Here is a 23533-nt window from a genome sequence, read left to right as displayed (position 1 = left end):
TTCATGCTGTTTGTCTCGTTTTTTGTTTTACATAACTCGTTCGATAACCAATCCTGAAGATATACCAACTCGAATCTAAAACACCCTCGGGCATTTAATCCTGATGTTTGGTTTAATGAATGAATAAGATAGCGAAATTTCGTGCGTTCCGCCGCTGTAGCCCTGCAACGGACCAACGGAGAAATCGTAGCCATAACCGATCCTGATTTTCTCTGATGGAAAAACCTGGATTGCTGCTACCGCTGAATTTCGCGGGGTAAGGTCTTTTTGAAGATAGCTTTTATCGTACAACTTTACACCTGTACGGTAAGATCCGCCCACCCAAAGGAAATCTTTGATCATTAAGAATGCGTTTACATCTAAACTGGTCGGGCCGCCACGGTCGTCTTTTAACAGGAAGGAAGGTTTGATCTGAAAATCTTCGTTAAGTGGGAACAATGCCCCGGCGGTTAAATAATAATGTGGTTTGGGCTGTGGGATAAAGGCATAGCGGTCGATATTGATGTAAGTGGCAATCAGGTTATCTACCGAGAAACCGGCATAATACTTATCGTTGGCGAAGTACACCCCTGCCCTCGCATCGGGCACAATGGTACTCTGCATACCTACAGGCTGGTTAGGCTCCGGATTATTTGGGTTGAGCATGGAGCCGTCGATACCCAATTGCACCATCCCTACCCCAAGGCCTAAAGCTAACCTCGAGCTGCCATCGTCGTTCATCCTGATGCGGTAGGCGTAATTGCCATAAATACTCAGGTTGTTCTGCGCACCCAGTTTATCGCTGGCCACCTGGAGGGCAAGCCCTACGTTACCGCTGTTGGCAATGGCATCTACTGCAAGCGACATGCTCCTTGGTGCTCTGGTAATGCCCGTCCACTGGCTACGGTAAAAGCTGTGCACATTGAGTACTTCTTTATAGCCCGCATAGGCCGGATTAATGTAAATTCCGTTAAACATGTACTGACTGTACTGGGCATCCTGTTGTGCAGATACCGGTCGCGAAAGCAACAAAAACGAACCTGCTATTAACCATATTAATTTCTTCATTATCTTAACATCTTAGTGTTCGGCCTGGTTTTAGAAACCTGGCCGAACTAAGTCTTATCCTATTTTTTAAACGCCCTGATTAATGTGATGTAACCTTTGTACACTTCGAACTCCTCGCTGTTTGCCTTTTTAACACGCAATAAGTAGTAGTAAGTACCTTCGTTTAATCCCTCGCCCGTCCAGTTGTTCTGGTAACCTTTGGCATGGAATACTTCATTACCCCATCTGTTTACGATCTGCAGTTCGCTGGCCTGGTATTGGTTTAGGCCAATGATCTCGAAGGTATCGTTAATGCCATCGCCGTTTGGCGTAAACAGGTTTGGAATGGTAATACCGGTGAAGTTTGCCGTTAAGGTTACGGATGCAACATTGGTGTAATAGCCGTAAGCATCTTTTACACGGTAGGTAAATACATCATCGCCCACATAACCCGGATCCGGGGTGTAAGTTACCGTACCATCGGCATTTACTTTTACGGTACCGTATTTAGGCTGGCTTACAATCTCGACTGTTAATTTATCGAAGGTTGAGTTGCCCGGATCATCATTTGCCAGTACATTGATCACCACCGGTGCATTGGCCACGGTTTGCGCCTTATCATCAACAGCTGCCGGCGATTTAGGGAAAGTTGTAACGGTTGGTGTATTGTTGGTTTCGGCTGTTCCGGAAACGTCTGATACATTTGCACCGCCCAGGGTTTTAGCATTTACGGTTGCGGTATTGGTTACCGTACCTAAATCTTTATCAGCCTGGGTTAAGGTGTACACCTCCACATCGGTTGTGGTTGCACCCGGGGCAAGCCCGCCGGCAACGGTAACCACCTTATTGTTTAAGCCCAGTCTGGCATCCGTTAAGGTAATGGTGTTTAAAGTGATGGTACCTGTATTCTTGATGGTGAAGGTATAGGTTACTTTATTGCCATTGAATACCGACGTTTTAACCAGGGCAATTGATCCGGCATTTGGAACCTGTGTTACCGTTGGGGCATCATTATTCTCGGCTGTACCGGAAACATCGCTTACCGGAAGGTTTGCCGGTGTCCTTGCGCTCACATTAGCAGAGTTGGTTACGCTGCCCGCATCTTTATCGGCCTGGGTTAACTGGTAAACATAAGTATCGGTAATGGTACCGCCCGGAGCAACATTGCCAGAATAGGTTTTGTTCAATCCAAGTTTGGCATCCAATAAGTTTACCACGTGCAGGGTAACATTTCCGCTATTCCTTATAATAAAGTTATAGGTGATGCTGTTTCCATCTGCACTTAGCGTACCCGTTTTAACCAGGGTAATGGCAGATGCCGGAGCAATTACCGTTATGGTTGCATCACCAGCAGCAGGTGTATTCGGATCATCAGATAATTTGCTGATTGTTGTACCACCCGGCGTTTGTGCAGTTGCCGAAGCCTGGTTGGTAAACGAACCTGCGTTCACCTCGGTTAAAGTAACGGTGTGTTTAGCGGTTACGGTTACACTTGCACCTGGTAATAAGCTGACAATGCCTGCAGGAGTGATTGATCCTGCATCGGCACCTGCATCGGTTACCGCAACATTTGTTAAAGTTACATTACCCGTGTTGGTTACTACAATGTTGTAATTGATTACATCGCCAACTTTGCTTACGCTGTTGGTGGCTACTTTGGTAAAGTTTATGGCTGGTGCTGCTACCAGGGTTATATTTACGGGGATAGTTACCGTTGTGGTACCACCTTTGCCATCGCTTACCGTTACAGTGAAGGTATCGTTACCTACGTAACCCGCAGTTGGGGTATAAGTATAGGTACCATCAGGGTTTACGGTTACCGTTCCGTGCGCTGGTAGGGTACTTACAGTAAGGGTAAGTGGATCACCATCTGCATCACTTGCAGTAATTGTTCCGTTAACCGGTATATTCTCCGGAGTAGTAATGGCAGGTGCCGAAACAACTGGCGCCACATTGGTTGGATTAACAGTTACGTTAATGGTTACCGTGGTCGTACCGCCTTTGCCATCGCTCACTGTTACCGTAAATACATCTGTACCGCTGTAATTGTTAGCAGGAGTGTAAGTATAGGTTCCGTCAGGATTCACTACTACAGTACCATGTGCAGGAGGTGTAGTTACCGCGAAGCTAAGCGGATCGCCATCTGCATCGGTTGCGGTAATGGTGCCATTAACCGGTGTGTTTTTGTTGGTGGTGATGGCCGGTGCAGAAGCAACTGGCGCCACATTGGTTGGATTAACGGTTACGTTAATGGTTACCGTGGTAGTACCGCCTTTGCCATCGCTCACTGTTACCGTAAATACATCTGTACCGCTGTAGCTGTTAGCAGGAGTGTAAGTATAGGTTCCGTCAGGATTCACTACTACAGTACCATGTGCAGGAAGCGTGGTTAACGCGAAGCTAAGCGGATCGCCATCTGCATCGGTTGCGGTAATGGTGCCATTAACCGGTGTGTTTTTGTTGGTGGTGATGGCCGGAGAACTGGCTACCGGTACATCGTTTATCGGAGTTATAGTTACCGGAATAGTTATGGTGGTAGTGCCTCCATTGCCATCGCTTACCGTTACAATGAAACTATCCTGACCATTATAATCCGGATTTGGGGTATAGGTATAAGTGCCATCGGCATTTAATGTTACCGTTCCGTGCAATGGCTGGGTAGTTATCGCATAGGTTAAGGCATCGCCATCCACATCAGTTGCAGTTATGATACCTGTTTTAGGGGTATCTTCTGCGGTACTAATGGCTGGAGAACTGACCACAGGGGCATCATTTACCGGAGTTACAGTTACCGGGATGGCTACGGTGGTAGTGCCTCCGTTGCCGTCGCTAACTGTTACGGTGAAACTATCCTGACCATTATAATCCGGATTTGGGGTATAGGTATAAGTACCATCGGTATTTAATGTTACCGTTCCGTGCAATGGCTGGGTAGTTATCGCATAGGTTAAGGCATCGCCATCCACATCAGTTGCAGTTATAGTACCTGTTTTAGGGGTATCTTCTGTGGTACTAATGGCCGGAGAACTGGCCACAGGGGCATCATTTACCGGAGTTATAGTTACCGGAATGGTTACGGTGGTCGTGCCTCCATTGCCATCGCTTACCGTTACAATGAAACTATCCTGACCATTATAATCCGGATTTGGGGTATAGGTATAAGTGCCATCGGCATTTAATGTTACCGTTCCGTGCAATGGCTGAGTAGTTATCGCATAAGTCAAGGCATCGCCATCCACATCGGTTGCGGTAATCGTACCTGTTTTAGGGCTATCCTCTGCCGTGGTAATGGCTGGAGAACTGGCCACAGGGGCATCATTTACCGGAGTTACAGTTACCGAGATGGTTACGGTGGTAGTACCTCCATTGCCGTCGCTTACCGTTACAGTGAAACTATCCTGACCATTATAATCCGGATTTGGGGTATAGGTATAAGTACCATCGGCATTTAATGTTACCGTTCCGTGCAATGGCTGGGTAGTTATCGCATAGGTTAAGGCATCGCCATCCACATCAGTTGCAGTTATGGTACCTGTTTTAGGGGTATCTTCTGTGGTACTAATGGCTGGAGAACTGGCCACAGGGGCATCATTTACCGGAGTTACAGTTACCGGGATGGTTACGGTGGTAGTGCCTCCATTGCCGTCGCTTACCGTTACAGTGAAACTATCCTGACCATTATAATCCGGATTTGGGGTATAGGTATAAGTACCATCGGCATTTAATATTACTGTTCCGTGCAATGGCTGGGTAGTTATCGCATAAGTTAAAGCATCGCCATCCGCATCGGTTGCGGTAATGACACCTGTTTTAGGGCTATCCTCTGCCGTGGTAATGGCTGGAGAACTTGCCACAGGGGCATCGTTTACCGGAGTTACAGTTACCGGAATGGTTACGGTGATAGTGCCTCCATTGCCGTCGCTTACCGTTACAGTGAAACTATCCTGACCATTATAATCTGGTTTTGGAGTGTAAGTATAGGTGCCATCAGCGTTTAATATTACCGTTCCGTGCAGTGGCTGGGTAGAAACTGTATAGTTTAACGTGTTTCCATCCACATCTGTTGCGGTGATTTTTCCTGTTTTAGGTTTATCTTCTGCTGTACTAATGGCTGGCGAGCTGGCCACAGGAGCATCATTAACAGGAGTTACTGTAATCGGGATGGTTACCTTTGCGGATCCGCCCTTGCCATCGCTTACCGTTACGGAGAAGCTATCGTTACCATTATAATCCGGATTTGGCGTATAGGTATAGGTGCCATCAGCATTGAGGATTACCGTTCCGTGTGATGGACGGGTAGTTACCAAATAAGTCAGGGCATCGCCATCCACATCGGTAGCGGTAATGGTGCTGCTCTTAGGGGTGTCCTCAGCTGTGATCATGGCCGGCGAGCTGATCACAGGAACATCGTTTACAGGCGTTACAGTTACCGGAATGGTTTCGTTTACGGTTCCGCCATTGTTATCGCTTACGGTTACAGTAAAGCTATCCGGACCGTTATAATTTGGATCCGGGGTATAGGTATAGGTGCCGTCTGAATTAAAGGTTAACTTCCCGTGCATTGGCTGAGTGCTTACGGTATATGTTAAAATATCGCCATCAGCATCTGTTGCGGTAATTTTTCCGTTTTGAGGGGTATCTTCCGGCGTATTAACAGCTGAGACGGCGCTAATTACAGGCGCATCGTTTACTGAAGTAACTGTTACCGGGATGTTAACCGCTGTAGTTGCTCCATCACTATCTGTAACCGTAACTACAAATGCATCGGCACCATTATAATCAGGTACCGGGGTGTAGGTATAGGTTCCATCGGCATTGATGGTTACTGTACCGTGCGCAGGTTGCGTGGTAACAACATAGCTTAAAGGTTTACCAGCCAGGTTATCTTCCACATCGGTTGCAGTTACCTTATCGATTTTGGGAGTATCCTCCGGGGTGGTGATGGGCAAAGCCGTAGCTACAGGTACATCATTAACCGGATTTACGGTAATCGGAACGGTTATGACCACACTTCCACCATTATTATCTTTTATGGTTACCTCAATTTTTTCTGGTCCGTTATAATCTTTATTTGGTGTATAAACGTAAGTGCCGTCAGCGTTAAATACAATTGTACCATTGGCTGGTGGTAATGATAAGGTATAGGTTAAAGGATCTCCATCAACGTCAGCACCATTAATCCTGCCACTTTGCGGAGTATCTTCATTGGTGATAATTTCTGTAGGAATGGCGGTTCCTGTTGGTGCATCGTTAACCGAATTTACCTTAATGCTTAGTGTTGCGGTGCTCACGCCTCCCTTTCCATCGGTTATGCTGTAAGAAATTAATGGCACATCACCATTATAGTTTGCATTTGGGATAAAAGTATAACTGCCATCGGTATTGATGGTGATAGTACCCACATTTGAAATTGTAAATGGCTGGCCCGGAGTTGGCGTATCGGTTATTCCTGCAACACTAAAACCGGTAACGGTTAAGGCATCTTTCTCTACGTCGGTATCATTTTTCAACAACCCGTTTTCTGCGGTTATGGTTAACGGCACATCTTCATCGGTTACGCCATTATCGTTTTTAGCTACAGGAGCATCGTTTACCGGTGTTATAGTGATGGTTAAGGTTGAGGTAGCTGTACCACCACGGCCATCGCTTAAAGTATAAGTAACTACCGGCAAGGCTCCGCTGTAATTTGGCGCAGGTGTAAAACTGTAACTGCCATCGGTGTTGATGGTAAGGGTGCCAAAGGCAATGGGATTTAACGGATCGGTTAAATCCTGCATTAAATATGCCTGCCCGGTTACCGGCACCACAGTTCCTATGCCGGGATAGGTAAAGCCTGTTACCGTTAATACGTCTCCATCTGCATCGGTATCGTTACTCAACACGCCGTTTGCAGCTGTTTTAGCCAAATTGCCATCCTCTAAAATGGTGGCTACATCCGGATTACCTACAGGAATATCGTTTACTTCTGTAACCCTGATGTTGAGGTTTGCTGTGGCCGTTAATGTTCCATCGGAAATGGTGTACAAAACGGCAGGCACATTGCCCGCATAGTTGGCTACAGGGGCAAAAGTATAACTTCCATCGGCCCTGATGGTAAGGGTACCCACATTTGGAATAATAACGCTGCCCTCTGTAGCCGGCGATACCACTGTTGTAATACCCGATACGGTAAAACCAGTAACCGTAACCGGACCATCCACATCGGTATCATTAGCCAATAAACCAGCCAGCGCATTAACTGTTAAAACCTGGTCTTCGCTGGTTGTGCCATTATCTGCCTGTGCTACCGGTGCATCGTTTACCGCTGTTACATTAATATTTAATGTTCCGTTGGCTGTAGAGTTGGTCTGGCCCTGGCCATCGTTAACAACATAGGTTATTGCCGGCACATTTCCGTTATAATTTGCTAAAGGAACGAAGCTGTAGGCACCGGTGCTTTCGATGGTGATTTTGCCTGCATTGGGAATATCAAATGCGCCTGGTACACCCGGTGTTACAGGATAAGTGCCAAATCCAGCTATGCTGAAAGAAGTAATGGACAAAGGATTTCCATCTACATCGCTATCATTGCTTAACAAGCCTGCAGCAGCTGTTTTGATAATTCCGGGTGAGTCTTCGGGGATGGTTTCCGTTTCGTTATTAACGAGGGGACTATCGTTTTCGGCTTTGATTTCGACGAATACATCCTCTGCGGTAAGGGCATATAACGAGCCATCAGATCCGTTCCATTTAAAGCTGGTTGTACCGTTCCAGTCGGCATCCGGCACAAAGGTGAGCTTGTCTAAATCTGCAAGCAGAATTACCTGTCCAGCGGTAACATCAGTAACGGTACCTCCGTTGTTAATTTGCAACCTGCCATTTGCCGGCAAAGTTTCAATCCTGATGTTAACCAATGCGTCGCCATCAATATCGGTAAACTTATCGGTAAAATTATTTGTAGTAAATGCCAACGGAGTATCTTCTGCCCCTGCATTTACACCTGTTTTATCAATATCGGCAACTATCGGCGGATCGTTAACGGGACTTACAGTGATGCTTAATGTTCCGTTGGTGGCACCTCCGTTTCCATCAGAAACCGTGTAGGTAATTACAGGAACTGTGCCGTTGTAATTGGCTGATGGTACGAAGGTATAGTTACCATTTGACTGGATATTAAGCGTTGCTGTATTGTGTGCAAACGGGTCGAATTTTAATCCTGTAAAACCTGCTGCTTTAACTTTTTTGGCCTGTGTGGCATAATCTTCAGTGTTATGACCGCCTCCAGTAAACCAATAATTGGCATAAAGCAGGATATCTGTTCTGAAAGCACCTCCTAAAAGCTCATAGCATGGAACGCCTAATACTTTTGCCTTTAAATCGAGCAGGGCCATATCGATACCGCTAATGGCACACATACTGGCACCAAAAGGGCCCATCCAGTTTAAATCCCGGTAGAGTTTGGTCCAGATAAAATCGGTTTTCATCGGATCTAAACCAATAATCCGCTGACCAACATGTTTGGCGGCTTCAAAAACAATCGGACTGCCCGGCCAGTTTGTGGCCTCGCCTACTCCCGTGTGCCCGGTATCGGTATATATTTTTAATAATGTCCAGTTGTATTTTACCCCCTCAACCAGCCATACTTTTACATCTGTTATTTTCATTTTGCTGTTGTTTTTATCTTTCTTTTGTTGGTGTTGCCGCCAACATTTGGTTTATTATTTTTTATTCTTTATCAGTTGTTGAGCTACCTGTCCTGGGGTTACATTATAGAAAGATCGCTATTTGAAAAAAGCCCTTTCGCAATGACGATGAGCTTATTGCAACCTAAAATTCACACTTCCTTTAAGCATTTTTCCTTTAATGTTGATCCGCCCATCGGTAAATGGCGAACCGTAAAAAGGTTCAGAGCCATTGTTCCAGTAATCTGCAACCAGTAATTGTATTTTTTCATCCTGCAACCAGCTCCGTGAGGCTTGCCTTCCGTTAGAATGGATTACGATCGCCTGATTGCCGTTACTTAATTTTGCCTGAAGAATGTTCTGTTTAGTGGATCTAAAATCATTCGATCCCATTTCATTGGCGTCATCTTTCCAGAGTGTAGCGCCCGGTTTTCCAAATTCTTCAACCGCAGGCAGCCATTTTGCATTTAATTTAGCTGTTCCGTTGTTGCGTGCAATATCTTCTGCTGCATATACGGTAAACTCGCCTTTACGCTTCCAGCCTAACACATCAAAAGCTTTAGGCAACTGGAATAGCATGCCATATTGATAAGGTTTTTCTGAAGTGGTTTTTACCTCATAATCTACCCGCGTATTTCCATTGGCAGAAAAAGTGTATGTTAAATTGCCTTCTCCGTCGGTATAGGCTACTTTTATAATAAAAATGATGGAGTCGCTGCTTTGCTTTACTTTAATGGCATTTGCAAAAATGGTATAGAGCGGATAATTTTTAACGGGATGGATATTGTTCTGATAAGTTTCGCCGGCCACATTGGGTTTACCTCCATCTTCGCTGTTCATGGCTACCACACTAAACACAGGCCCCTGCTCTAAAACTTTTACACCATTGTTTGTGGCACCTGATATAACACCTGTAATTTTATTAATGGTATAATTAACCGATCCCTGCGTTACAAAATAAGCCATTTCATTTTCGGTATAGCTTAGCGGAAGCTTCTTTGTATCAAGCGGCTCTTCTGTTGATTTTAAAACAATAAGTTCTTCATTTACCACATTACCCGATGGATCTTTAAAGGAAATATACACTTCTTTTGTATCTTCTTTTACAGGTATTTCCAACATACCTTCATGATGTGGTTTAATGGCCGATGTTAAATGAATATCCATACCATCTACTTTTGCATTAATTTCTACCTCGCTGAGCGAGATAAAATCGTGGCGGTTTTCGATTTCCAGTACCAATTTACCATTTTTCAGGGTAGGTTGATGTACATTTTTGACCACTACAGGTGAATAGGCCTTTTTCATCCCCCAATATTCCGGTTTTAACCTGCGCCAGGCATCAATTGGTCCCCAGGGACCATAGCCTACTATATTGCCATCTGGTAAGTGAAAGGTATCATCAATGCCGCTCCAAATGGCTCCGCCCAAATTGCCTTTGTGCACGTACATGCTATCGTACATTTTAACCAATGACGGACCGTAAGCCGCCCTGACACCGGGATCGGTTAGTAATTCGCGGCGGTTGTAGGTACTGATATGGGCATATTCGCCAAATAAAGTGGGCCTTTTCATGGTATCTGTCGCCGCCGGACCATTGATACCCGGATAGTGGTAATTGGCAATATCAACCTTGTTGCCTCCGTTATTGAAACCGCCCCAACACTGATCGTGAAAGGAAATTGGCCTTGTGGGATCTAGTTTTTTGGCTTCGCGATATACTTTATCCCACAGCGGACTCCAGTAACTCTCATTACCTAAACTCCAGATGATTACCGAAGGAGGGTTTTGCCTGCCTGCATTTTTTCAATGTTGGCAGCAAGCATATAAGGATAAAACTTCTCGTCTTTATAATTCCATAATTTCCAGATGGGTGAGGCACCGTGCTGAATCCAGGTTAAAGAGCTTTCGTTTTCTACAAATAAACCGATGCTATCTGCTATGGCTAAAAACCTTTCGCTTGGGGGATAATGGGAAGTACGGATGTAATTGCAATTGGCCTGTTTAAATAATTCAGCATCTTTCAGTTCCAGATCATCGCTGATGGCACGCCCGGTGAGTGGATGTACAGCGTGGCGGTTTACCCCTCTTAATTTAATGGGCATCCCATTTACAAAAACCTGGTTACCTTTTACTTCAACCTGCCTGAACCCTATTTTTTGATGATGGCTTTCTGTTGTTTTCCCATCAACAATTAACGCTGTGGTTAAAGTATATAAGTAAGGTTGATCGGTATTCCATTTTATTGCATTTTTTACCGCAATATCGGTATTAAGCAAAGCAGATTGCTGCCCGGATATTGCGGCCCATGGTGCTTTTAAGTCAGCAATGATTTTACCACTGGCATCAGTTAAAGTATAATGCGCCAAACCAGATGTAGCATGTTGCCCCTGGTTATTGATTAAAGCCTTAAGATGAAGTGTGGCATTGCTGTAATTATCTTCAAGCGTAGTTACCACTGTTAAATCTGCCAGGTGTATTTCTGGTAATGCAAACAAAGTAACGTTACGCAAAATACCGCCAACGGTGTGTACTGCATACTGAGAAGTGCAGGCTAAAATATCGCTAATGGTATTGGCTTGTACCTCAACCTGCAGCAGGTTTGCACCGGTTTTAAGTGCATCGGTAATATCAATTTCGAATGGAACGAAACTACCTTCATGTCCGGCGAGTTTTTTTCCGTTGATTTTAACGATCGCGTGCGAACTTACCCCATCAAAACGGAGTTTAATGCGGTTTCCTTTCCATGCATCCGGGATGTGGAATTCACGGCTGTAGGTGGCTGTTTCACCTGCATTAACGGTGTAACCCTGCATTACCCACTCGCCCGGAACTTTAATGTTGCCCTTTTTGCCCGTCTGTTCAAATTTCCAATCGCCATTTAAAGAAATAACCAGTTTATTACTGCTTTGTACTGTTGATGGAATTGGTGAAAGCGTACTGGCGATGCCACTATTTTGTGCCAATAGCGGTAATGTAATACCAATAAACAGCGCTAGAGTAAGCAATAGTTTGTACGCTTTATGATTGTATATTTTGTTTATTAACATGATGTTGTTTAATAAGGATGTTGCCTGTCTGAGCCAGTTCGTCACTTCCGCGTAAAGCTTAGGGGATTAAAATTCCGAACCAGGTTAGGGATAAGGGACCGCAAATAATTATCGCTGTGATCTGTCACTTTTATTTTAACTGAAGCGTTATACTATCCTGGATTATATCACCTGATTTTAAAGGACGGTCCATTTTTTCTGCATGCCCTCTAAAAAACCTTTCAGCGCCCATATTGCTGTAACCTGCTATTAAAGTTTTAATGCCCTGCGTTTCTTTCCAGGCCCTGATGTGCTGTTCTCCATTGGAATTTACTTTAAAAGAAGAAATTCCATTGCTTAACCGGGCAAAATTGATATACATTTTTGTAGAACGGAAATCGTTGGTCCCCAAATCATTCCGATCTAAACTCCAGGGTGTGGCAGGTAATTTGGAAGGCCCTGCCGGCCCTGAAACATCGTTAGCAGAGGTTAATAATGCTTTACCAACCGGCCTGCCAATATGATCGGCAGGGTAATAATCCCACTGTGCATTTCTGTTCCAGTCTAATTCCTGAAAATTATTTGGCAAACCAAATACTAAACCCCATTGGCGGGGATTAATTTCTTTTTTAATGGTGTATTTATAATCGATTTTCACTTTACCATCAGCAGAAAAGATATAACTGGTAGTACCACTGGCTTCGCTATAGGCATCGGTTACATGCACGGTAAAGCCATTTTTAGCTTTATCCATTTTAATTTCTTTAACGATCCGGTTTTTACACACATCGGTAAAAGGATCAAATTGCTGGCTCTCGCCTGTCATTTGGGTTCCCCTGCCCTCGCCTGTTAAAGGTAAAACCATTAACCTTGTGCCGGTATTCCAAACGGGCTTACCATTATTGCTTACCTGTTCTACATCGCCATTAATAAGGTTGAACTGAACATTTAAGTTCCCGTTTTTGGCCGTCAGGCTATTGCCCGATTGGGTATAAATCCAGGGTTGACCAGCTGTTTTTGTTACTGTAGTTACATCGCTAACCGTTGGTACAACCGCAAACTGGTAAATATCAATGAGTACGCCACGGGGATCATAAACTTTGATCGTCATTTTATCGGTTGGCAACGGTTTTTTGCTCACCGAAACATTAGCTGTTGTTTTACCATTTCTTTTTAAATCGGCAGTAATCAATCCACTTTCATTAGCCAGATTCCATTCAATTTTACATTCGTTCAGGTTACTAAAAAGCAATCGGTTTTCCAGTTCAACTGCTACTTTGCCATTATTCCAGTTACCGGCCAGTTTAATTTTTACAGGTGAATAGATTTTTTTCATGTGCCAGTATTCTGGTTTGGGTCTTCTCCAGCCATCAAGCGGTCCCCAGGTACCATAACCAACTGTTTTTCCATTAGGCAAAAAGAAAGTATCATCAATACCCGCCCAAATGGCGCCACCCAAAACTGCATCGGTGCGGTACATGTTTTCCCACATGGCTTCAAACCCGATTCCCCAGGCATCACGCACGCCAGGATCGGTAACGAGTTCTAAACGGTTGTAGGCATTCAGATGGACATACTCATCAAAAACGATCGGACGTTTGTAGTTCCGGTAGGTTTGCGGGCCTGTTGGATCAGGATAATGGTGGTTGGTAATTTCGAGATCACCTTCATCTGCATCTGGTCCGTACTGGCTAAAATTACGCGGACGTGTTGGATCGAATTGTTTAACCAATTTTGCAGTTTCTTTAAAATATTCCTTGTATTTACCACTTTCGTTACCGATTGACCAGGTGAGCACTGCAGGATCAGACCTGAAATAGTTAACCATATCCAGGGTTTGATCAACCATTAGTGTTTGATAAATTTCGGTACCAGCGGGTACATCGGTATTTTCGGCCCAGCAAAAAGGTGCTTCCACTTCCAGAAACATCCCCAGGCGATTGCAGGCATCAATGAGTTCTTCGGCCGGGGGATAATGTGAGGTACGGAAATAGTTTACATTGCCTGCTCTAAACAGTTCTACATCTTTTTCCCACATGTTATCGCCCACCGAACGGCCACGTAAAGGCATGGTTTCGTGGTGACAGATTCCGCGCAGCTTAACGGGCATATTATTTACAAAAACCCTGTTGCCACGAACTTCAATCTGACGGAAACCAATACTTTTTGTAATCACATCTTCGGCTTTTCCATCTTGGAAAATACTCAGTTTTAAAAGATACAGGTTGGGGTGCTCCGGATCCCATTTGGCCGGTTTTATAACATCAAAACTGATGTTCTGCTGCAAATACTCAGCCCTGGCGATAGCATTGTTAACAACGGTCGTTTTTTCAGTAACTTTTGTAGTCCCGTCTGCCTTAAAAAGTTCTGCTTTGATTGTCAGGTTATTAGTTTTTTCGTTTTGTTCGTTTGCAATAATAACATCAGCACTTAATGTGGCGTTTTCATAGTTTTGATCTAAAATGGTTTTGACATCGGCATAAGCAAAGTTTACAGGCTCCAGTGCCATTACATATACTTTTCGTGAAATGCCGCCCAAAGGATGAACAGCGTAGGTTGATGCACTGGCTAAAGAATCGGCTTTACTTTCTGATTTTACTTTTACCAGCAGTTCATTGCTGCCTCCCCATTTCACCACATTGTTGATGTCGATTTCGAAAGGCGTAAAACCGCCCAAATGAGTAGCTGTTTCCTTTCCATTTACCCAGATTTCTGCTTCGCTGTAAACGGCATCGAAACGGAGTTTAATGCGTTTGTTTTTCCAGTTTTCCGGAATTTCGAAGCTCTTTTTATAACCTGCATAAACTGAATTTTTGACTTCAAAACCCTGCATTACCCATTCTCCGGGGACCTGAATATTTTTATCGGCCGGTGATGAATTGATATCGGCAGAAAATTGCCAGGTGCCATCCAGCGAGATTTTATCGGGCTGCTTTGATGCCGCCGGCGAGATGCGGCTGAGTTTTAGTAATTGTTTACCGGCTGTGGTATAAGTTATTTTTTGTATCTGCGCATGTGCCGCAATTACGAAAAGCATTAAAGCTGTAAAAATTCTATAAAATAGTTTCATTTGTGTGTTTGATTTATTTTTTGAATTTCCCTTTTACATAATCCCGTATTTCTCGAACGCTTCTTTGGCGCTCATTCCCTCGAGTATTTTTTTCTGCACCATTTTTTCGCCCCTGGCCTTTTCAAGCGCCAGGCTTACTACTTCTACCTCATGTTGTTTTGGTACAATGCAAACGCCATCTATATCACCTACCACAATATCACCGGGATTAATCAATACGCCTTTAATTTCTACAGGCACCCTAAAATCGATTACTTTACCTCTCGGCGCCTGGTCCTGAGCATAATTACCATAGGAAAACGCAGGAAAATTAAGGTGTAATATCCCTTTGGTATCTCTCGAATAACCATCCACTATAGCACCTGCAGCGCCTAAAATCTGTGCCCTTGTACTCATCAGTTCGCCCCATAAGGCATAATCAGGCGAAGATCCGGTACAAATATAAACCTCATTTTTTTTCAGGTCATCCAATGCCTCGAGCATTAAACCGAAAGGCTTTTTTAGAATCGGATTACTGCTTTCGTATGGTCCACATTCCAATACATCGGCTTCGAGCACTGTCATCGCTCTGCCTGCAATAAACATATCAGGATGAAGGGGCTGTATCTCTGGTGGCAAAAACTGATGAAGCAGTCCCATTTTATCCATAATATCGCCTATTACAGCGGTATAAAGTTCTGTTCTTATAATTTCGAGAAGCTCATCGTCATTTTTCCACTCTGTGCGTTTAGCTGTCATTTTCTTTTAAATATTGGGATGCTGTATTATGAAAATTAATTAGCCAAAAATGTAGAATAACAAAAGAAAATATTTAAGCATAGTTATCTACTTATTAAACTTTTTTAACATAAAAACATTATCAAAAAGAATAATACTGACAATTTAATTCATTTTAAGCAAAGCTAAAGCGTAAATTTAAATGAACGCAGCACATTGTGAATAAAGGACTTAGTTGGTAGCAAAATAATCAATTAAACAAATGACCGATGAAACAATGACCAATCAACCAATGACCAATTAACTAATGACTAATGAACCAATGACCAGTAAACTAATCAACCCAAATCCTGTTAAAATTTAAGCCAGAAAATACGACATAAACTAATTAAAACTACAAAGATATTCTTATCGGATTTTTAAAAGACTATTGATCAGATGAGAAAATATTGGATCAAAATCCATCGTGATGAAGCTTTTATTTATTTAAAACACAAAAACAAAGGCACTTAAAACGATAAAAAAAAACAAATAACAGACACTTGAGCTTTCATTCAGAAATAGGTAAGTCATTCAAAGTGAAATAAGTTAAAAATTCAATAAAATTTAACATTTAGCTAATATTTGGATCTTTTTATCAATTTATGAAGTAAAAAAACAATAAAAATCACATTTCAAAAGACTTCTCTGTTCATAAAATTCATTTTTGTTCACAAAGCACATTATTTGAATACTTATGTTCAATTCATTCATTCCCCGCTACTTAAAACAATCTGCCATAATCAATTCGTACCTTAGTATTATTAATCATACACACTAATAGCAGCAATAAAAAGCAGTTCTATTGTGTATTACGGCAGGCATAAAGAACCATTATGTTTCGCTTAGAAAAATCCACCAAACAGATTAGAAAGATTAAAATCTAAAGCCATGAACAAATACGCCATTATTGGAGTAACTCCATTCGAAATCCCTGATAAAAGATTGGTTTCCAATTTACAAAAAGCAGATTGCTTTCCGGTGCTTAGTCTTGGACATTGTAAAAATGAAGCAGAAAAAGCCCTTCAAACACTTTTGGAAGCAGGTATATCAGATTTCGGTGTAAGTATCAACTCAGCTACCGTAGCAAACATCGATCTGCCTGCACAGGTGAGCTTGATTATTACTCCCTTTGATCTTGCCTTAAAAAGCAAAACAGCTGCAAAAATCATTTACCAGGTTTTCGATCTCGAATCGGCCCTGGCTGCACAAAAAAATGGCGCTTACGGCGTTATCGTAAAAGGAAATGAAGGTGCCGGCCGTGTAGCTTACGAATCGTCTTTTGTGCTTTTTCAACGGATCATTAAAGAAGTTAGCATTTCCGTGTGGGTTCAGGGTGGTGTGGGTATTCATACGGCTGCCTCTTTAATGGCACAGGGTGCAGCAGGAATCATTTTAGATAGTCAGCTGGCTTTATTCCCCGAATCTTCTGTACCCGAAGATTTAAAAACAGTTTGCAGCAAATTAAGCGGAACAGAAACCAAACTGATCGATAGCTGCCGCGTACTTTCCCGCCCGAATTCGCCTGCTTTGGCTGAAAATATCGATTACAACGGTCTTCAAAAATACTTTAAAGGTTATAACCTGGAAACAGATTATCTGCCAATGGGTCAGGATATTGCCTTATCGATTGATCTGGTTAGCAAATATAAAAAGCTCGATAAATTAGTTTTTGGCATAAAGGAAGCCATTTATGGCCATTTAAAACAAGCCAAAGCCATCAATATCATAAAGGCAAACAATTCGTTGGCCAAAGATTTGAATATCACCTATCCTATTGCACAGGGACCCATGACCAGAGTAAGTGATGTCGCCCCATTTGCCAATGCCGTTTCCGAAGCTGGTGCCTTATCATTTATAGCCTTATCCTTATTAAAAGGCGCATCGGCAAAAAACCTGATTGAGGAAACCAAAAAATTGGCAGGCGAAAAAACATGGGGTGTGGGCATTTTGGGTTTTGCTCCACAGGAATTGAGGGATGAGCAACAGGAATATATATTAAGCGCAAAACCTCCTGTTTTATTAATTGCTGGCGGCCGCCCTTCGCAAGCCAAACCTTTTGAAAAAGCAGGGATTAAAACCTTTCTGCATGTGCCATCTGCTTCTCTTTTAGATATGTTTTTGAAAGAAGGTGCCAAACGTTTTGTATTTGAAGGCCGCGAATGTGGCGGTCACGTTGGTCCCCTATCCAGCATGGTGTTATGGGAAAAACAGATCGAACGTTTATTAAAAGAAGAAAATGCAGATCAGATCAGTGTTTTCTTTGCCGGTGGAATTCACGATGCTTTTTCTACTGCTTTCATTTCGGTAATGGCTGCTCCTTTAGCTGCTAAAGGCATGAAAATAGGTGTTTTAATGGGTACAGCTTATTTATACACTAAAGAAGCGGTAAGTACAGGTGCTATTTTAGATAAATTCCAGCAGGAAGCCATGCAGGCAAACGAAACTGTCTTGCTCGAAACTGCTCCCGGACACGAAACCCGCTGCCTGAACTCTTCATTCGCCACTTTCTTTAACGAAGAGAAACAAAAACTTCAGGCAGAAGGATTGGATAAAAAAGAAATCTGGGCAAAACTCGAGTCGCTTAATGTAGGTCGTTTGCGCATTGCTGCAAAAGGAATCGAAAGACGTGGTGATGAACTGGTAAAAATAGATGAGGCCGGACAAACCGATCTGGGCATGTACATGATCGGTCAGATTGCCCCTATGCACAAAAAGGTGATGTCGCTGCTTGATCTTCACCAGGATGTAGCTGATGAAAATTATACACATATATTAAATGCTGTACTTCCTGCTCCTCCGGTTAATAAGGCAAAAGCGCTTGATGTGGCCATTGTGGGTATGGCCTGTATTTTCCCTGGGGCTAAAAACCTAGAAGAATACTGGCGCAACATTATTTTAGGTAAAGATTCGGTAACCGAAGTACCGGATGAAAGATGGAACAAAGAACTTTATTATAATCCTGACTCTACAGCTGGTGATATGTCGCACTCTAAATGGGGCGGTTTTATCCCGAGGATTGATTTTGATCCGCTTGAATTCGGTATCCCGCCACAATCGCTTGCTGCTATTGAGCCAACACAGCTGCTTACCTTAATGGTGGCCAAACAGGCCATGCAGCACGCAGGTTATGCCGATGGCGGTGTAGATAACGAAAATGTTTCGGTAATTATTGGTGCCGAAGGGGGAAACGACCTTGCCAACAGCTACAGTTTCAGGGGATATTACAAACAGATTTTTGGTGAAATGCCGGCCGAGGTAGATGCCGCTTTACCAAAAACCACTGAAGATTCGTTCCCGGGTATTTTGGCCAATGTAATCTCGGGAAGAATCACCAACAGGTTAAATCTTGGTGGCAGAAACTATACTGTTGACGCTGCCTGTGCTTCATCTTTAGCAGCAATCGACCTGGCTTGCGAGGAGTTATTCTTAGAAAAATCAGACATGGTTTTGGCTGGAGGAGCCGATTTGCACAACGGAATCAACGATTACCTGATGTTTTCGAGCACACACGCCCTTTCTAAAAAAGGAAGATGTGCCACTTTTGATGCCGAAGCAGATGGAATTGCCCTAGGCGAAGGTATTGCCATGATCGTATTAAAAAGATACGAGGATGCTTTACGCGATGGCGATACCATTTATTCTATTATTAAAGGTGTGGGTGGATCGAGCGACGGAAAAAGCCTGGGTTTAACTGCGCCACGCAAAAACGGACAGGTAAATGCTTTAGAAAGGGCTTATAGCCAGGCAGGTATCACTCCTTCGTTAATCGGTTTGGTAGAAGCACATGGTACAGGAACCGTAGTTGGCGATAAAACAGAAATCAGTGCATTAACGGATATGCTTAACCAATCGGGCGCAACAGCGGGGCAAACACATTTAGGCTCGGTAAAAACACAGATTGGCCATACCAAATGTGCTGCAGGCATTGCCGGTTTAATCAAAGCATCGCTATCGGTTTATCACGGCATTAAACCTCCAACCATTAACTTAAAAACACCGAATAGCTTTTATAATGCACAAACCAGTCCTTTTGCGTTCCATACCGAGGCTGGCTTATGGATGGAAGAAAAACGTTATGCTGGTGTTAGTGCTTTCGGTTTTGGCGGAACAAACTTCCATGCTGTACTGGAAAGTGCAAAAAATACAGAAGACAAAAATTCAATCTTAAAATCGTGGCCGTCCGAACTTTTTGTTTTCAGGGGCGATACTTACGAGGAAGCTAAAAATCACCTGGTTTCAGTTAAAAACCTTTTAGAACTGAACGATCAGATCGAACTGAAAGATATTGCCTACAGCCTGGCCACTGCAGATACCAAACCTGTTCAATTGAGTATTGTAGCCAACCATGCCGAAGACCTGGTCATGAAAATCGACCTTGTTTTATCCGGCGTTGAAAGCAAAGATACCTACCTTACCAAAAAACAGGATGGTAAAGTTGCCTTTATGTTTCCTGGTCAGGGCAGCCAGCGGGTAAATATGGCAAGAGATCTTTTTGTGGTTTTCCCTGAAATGAGAAAACTTTTGAAGGCTTATCCTGAATACGAAAAAGTCCTTTTCCCGAACACGGTATTTAATGATGCCGATGCCAAAGCACAAAAAGAACAGATTAAAGATACCCGCATGGCACAACCGTTATTGGGTATTGTTGATCTGGCCATTGCTAACTTCTTGAGAGCATTGGGCATTGTGCCTGACATGGTTGCTGGTCACAGCTACGGCGAATTGCCTGCGCTTTGTTTTGCCGGTGCTTTCGAAGAAGAAGCTTTGGTGCACCTCAGTGCCGAAAGAGCTTTAGCCATTTTAAATGCAGTCGAAAATGGCGATCCGGGTACCATGCTTGCCGTAAGTACCAAACAGGAAAACCTTGCACAATACCTGAACGATATAAAAGAAGTTTATCCGGTAAACTTTAACGCTCCAACACAATGTGTCATTGCGGGCAGTACAGAAGGTATTACCCAGTTAGCAGCGGTTTTAAAAGAGGCCAAAATATCTTTCCGTCCGCTCGAGGTAGCCTGTGCTTTCCACAGTCCGTTGGTTGCAAAATCGAAAGTACTTTACCAGCAGGTACTTTCGGCTGTAAACTTTAATGATCTTAAAATTCCGGTATGGTCTAACACCACTGCAAAAGCATACCCTGTTGAGGCCGCTGCTGTAAAAGAGCGTTTAACCGACCATTTGATCAAACCTGTCCTTTTTGTTGATGAGCTTAGGAATATGTATGCCGCAGGAGCCAGGATTTTCGTAGAAGTAGGCCCCGGCAAGGTGTTAAGTGGTTTAACCAAAGCCTGTATTGGCCAGGATGAAGTAATCCTCCACACTGAAGATCAGGGGCAGAATAAATTAAGCAACTTATTGGGCACGCTGGCGGGCTATATGGCTACTGGCAGAGAAATTAAACTCGAAAAATTATTCGAAGGCCGTTCAGTTAAAATAATCAAACTAAACGAACCTTCCAATTATAAAAAAAGTCCGGCTATCTGGTACGTGAACGGTCAACACGCTGTTCCGTCAACAGGTAAACTTCCGGCAAATGGTGCATCACCTATTACTAAACCGATTATCCTTATGAACAACACCTCTACCCAAACTGAAAATCAACAGGTTAATGGCTCGGCCAAAGATCTGATGATGCAGGAATACCTGCACAGCATGAAAATGCTGATTCAGGCGCAACGCGATGTAATGCTTTCCTTCCTGGGGCAGGCACCTGCAATGCCGTCGCAGATTATCAATCAGCCTTTAACATCATACCAGCCCCCTCAACCCGTACGGATTGAAAACCAGATCACGGTAAAACAAGAGGTACCTCAGGCACAAACTATTGAAGTAATTGCGCCTGTAATAGCAGCAAAAGACCTGAAACTGGTGCTTTTACAAATTGTAAGCGATAAAACCGGTTATCCACAGGAAATGCTGGGCATGGAAATGGATCTTGAAGCCGATTTAAGTATCGATTCGATCAAACGTGTTGAAATTATCGGTGCATTACGTACCGAACTGGGTGGTTTCTCTCAACTGAACCTTCCGGAAGATAAAATTATGGAACAGCTCGCCGGACTGAAAACTTTGAGCAGTTTAGTAAACTGGATTACCGAAAATACCGCGCAACCAGCCATTGTTAGCACACCAGTACCCGTAGCCGCGCCTGTAAGCCTGGCCGAACCGGCAAAATTTTCAATCGATCAGTTAAAATCAGCCATTCTTGATGTGGTAAGTGAAAAAACCGGCTATCCTAAAGAAATGCTGGGCATGGATTTAGATCTTGAGGCCGATTTAAGCATCGATTCGATCAAAAGGATGGAAATTATTGCCTCTCTTAAAGAAAAAATCGGTTTCGGTTCGCAAAGCGACCAGGCTGATGATTTAATGGAGAAACTGGCCGCAATTAAAACTTTAAATGCCCTGGTTAACTGGATTGCCGATGTTGAAGCGGAAAGCTCGGAGGTGCTTACAGAAGCAAAAAAGCTTATTGAGGAGAGCATTGATGATCAAACCGTTAAAGAAAAATTATCGCGTTTGAGATTTGAGCTAACTCCTGCTGCACTCACCATTACCGAAGCAGCAATACTAAAAGGACAGCATTTTGCCTTAACCGACGACGGTGGCGGACAAGCACTTAAAATTAAAAAAGTACTCGAAAAACATGGTGCAATTGCCGATCTGGTAAATTTCGAAGCTTCGTTAGATGGTTACCAGGGGCTTATCATCCTGAACATGTTCGAAGCACAGCGAAAAGTGGGTATTCTCGATCATTTCGCCACCATAAAAAAACTAAATTTTGATACCGTAAAATGGGTGTACCTCATTGCAGATACCAAACAATATTTTAACGAGCAATCGGATATTTCTTTCCTGAGGCATTACCAGGGTTATTCCGGTTTCTTTAAAAGTTTAGACCGCGAGTACGAACATACCAAATGCCGCTTCATCAGCCTCGAGACCAAAATGTCGCCTGATGAAATCACCAACATTACCTTAAACGAAATACTGAATCCGGATAAACCTTCGGAGATTATTTACAACGATAACAAAAGGCACATTATGGAACTGGTGCCCCACCAGTTAAGTACCGAAACCGATGCGCACATCCACTTGGATAAAGATGCCGTGGTGATGGTTTTAGGTGGCGCACAAGGCATTACAGCTGAACTGATGATCCATTTCGCCAAAGATTATCCTTGTAAATACATCCTGGTTGGCCGTTCGGCAAACCCGATCGCCTCGGCAAATGAAGCCAGTGCTTCGCTAAAAACAAAAAATGAGATCAGACAATACCTGATTAAACAGGGAGAAATTAAAAAACCTGCAGAAATTGAACAGGAAACCAACCGGATTTATAAAAACAACCAGATTTTACGTTGCATTGCAACTTTAGAAGAAGGTGGTTCTACCGTAGTTTACGAATCGCTTGATCTTAAAGATGAAGAAGCTTTAACCCGTTTAATCAACCAGGTTTATCAAGATTATGGCCGTATTGATGGCGTGGTACATGGCGCAGGTTTACTGGAAGATAAATTGTTCCACAGCAAAACATCCGAATCCTTCGGACGTGTTTTCGATACCAAAGTAACCCCGTTAAGGGTGCTTGCAGAGCAATTACGACCTGAAACCCAGTTTGTGATCCTGTTCTCGAGCATCGCTTCTGTTTATGGTAACCGCGGACAAACCGATTATGCTGCAGCAAACAGCGTAATGGACAAATATGCCTGGGCTTTAAAACAGAAAATTAAAGGAAAGGTAATGGCCATTAACTGGGGCCCGTGGAAAGGTGCCGGTATGGTTTCGCCAACGCTGGAGAAAGAATACCAGCGCAGGGGAATTGCATTGATCCCATTACAGGATGGAATGGAAACTTTCCTTAACGAACTAAAATATGGTAAAGAAAGCCAGGTATTAATCATGGCTGGAAACACCTGGACATAGAATTGATGTGAATTTAAAAGATCTCTGTTCAACATTTTTAGCTCATAGTCGTCACCCTGAAT

The 23533-nt window shown here is 43.3% G+C and carries 7 protein-coding genes; 1 reads left to right on the top strand and 6 read right to left on the bottom strand.

Annotated elements, in window-relative coordinates:
- Positions 1 to 75 precede the first annotated feature (75 nt).
- From ABD769_RS06950 to ABD769_RS06925, 6 genes are all read right to left on the bottom strand, one after another.
- The gene (locus ABD769_RS06950; RefSeq protein WP_344850578.1) at positions 76 to 1047 is read right to left on the bottom strand and encodes a PorP/SprF family type IX secretion system membrane protein; all 972 of its coding nucleotides are present in this window, start codon (positions 1045 to 1047) and stop codon (positions 76 to 78) included.
- Positions 1048 to 1106: 59 nt separating this feature from the next.
- A complete protein-coding gene (locus ABD769_RS06945) occupies positions 1107 to 8669 on the bottom strand; it encodes a tandem-95 repeat protein (RefSeq protein ID WP_344850576.1) in 7563 nt (2520 codons plus the stop codon).
- 153 nt (positions 8670 to 8822) lie between these two features.
- The gene (locus ABD769_RS06940) at positions 8823 to 10262 is read right to left on the bottom strand and encodes a beta-galactosidase small subunit-related protein (RefSeq protein WP_344850574.1); all 1440 of its coding nucleotides are present in this window, start codon (positions 10260 to 10262) and stop codon (positions 8823 to 8825) included.
- Between the two features lie 197 nt (positions 10263 to 10459).
- On the bottom strand, positions 10460 to 11737 hold the full coding sequence (locus ABD769_RS06935) for a glycoside hydrolase family 2 protein (protein WP_344850572.1): 1278 nt from the start codon (positions 11735 to 11737) through the stop codon (positions 10460 to 10462).
- A 130-nt stretch (positions 11738 to 11867) separates the two neighbouring features.
- On the bottom strand, positions 11868 to 14786 hold the full coding sequence (locus ABD769_RS06930) for a glycoside hydrolase family 2 TIM barrel-domain containing protein (protein WP_344850570.1): 2919 nt from the start codon (positions 14784 to 14786) through the stop codon (positions 11868 to 11870).
- A 33-nt stretch (positions 14787 to 14819) separates the two neighbouring features.
- Complete coding sequence (locus tag ABD769_RS06925; RefSeq protein ID WP_344850568.1) at positions 14820 to 15524, bottom strand: RraA family protein; 705 nt, start codon at positions 15522 to 15524, stop codon at positions 14820 to 14822.
- A 909-nt stretch (positions 15525 to 16433) separates the two neighbouring features.
- Here ABD769_RS06925 and ABD769_RS06920 point away from each other — a divergent pair.
- Positions 16434 to 23471 carry an SDR family NAD(P)-dependent oxidoreductase gene (locus ABD769_RS06920; protein ID WP_344850566.1) on the top strand — a complete coding sequence of 2346 codons (7038 nt, stop codon included), beginning with the start codon at positions 16434 to 16436 and terminating at the stop codon, positions 23469 to 23471.
- Positions 23472 to 23533: the final 62 nt, after the last annotated feature.

The sequence above is a fragment of the Pedobacter jeongneungensis genome (assembly GCF_039538295.1).
GTDB classification, from domain to species: Bacteria; Bacteroidota; Bacteroidia; order Sphingobacteriales; family Sphingobacteriaceae; genus Pedobacter; species Pedobacter jeongneungensis.
Note: the sequence above shows the minus strand (reverse complement) of the source record. Positions and strands in the feature narration are given on the sequence as shown.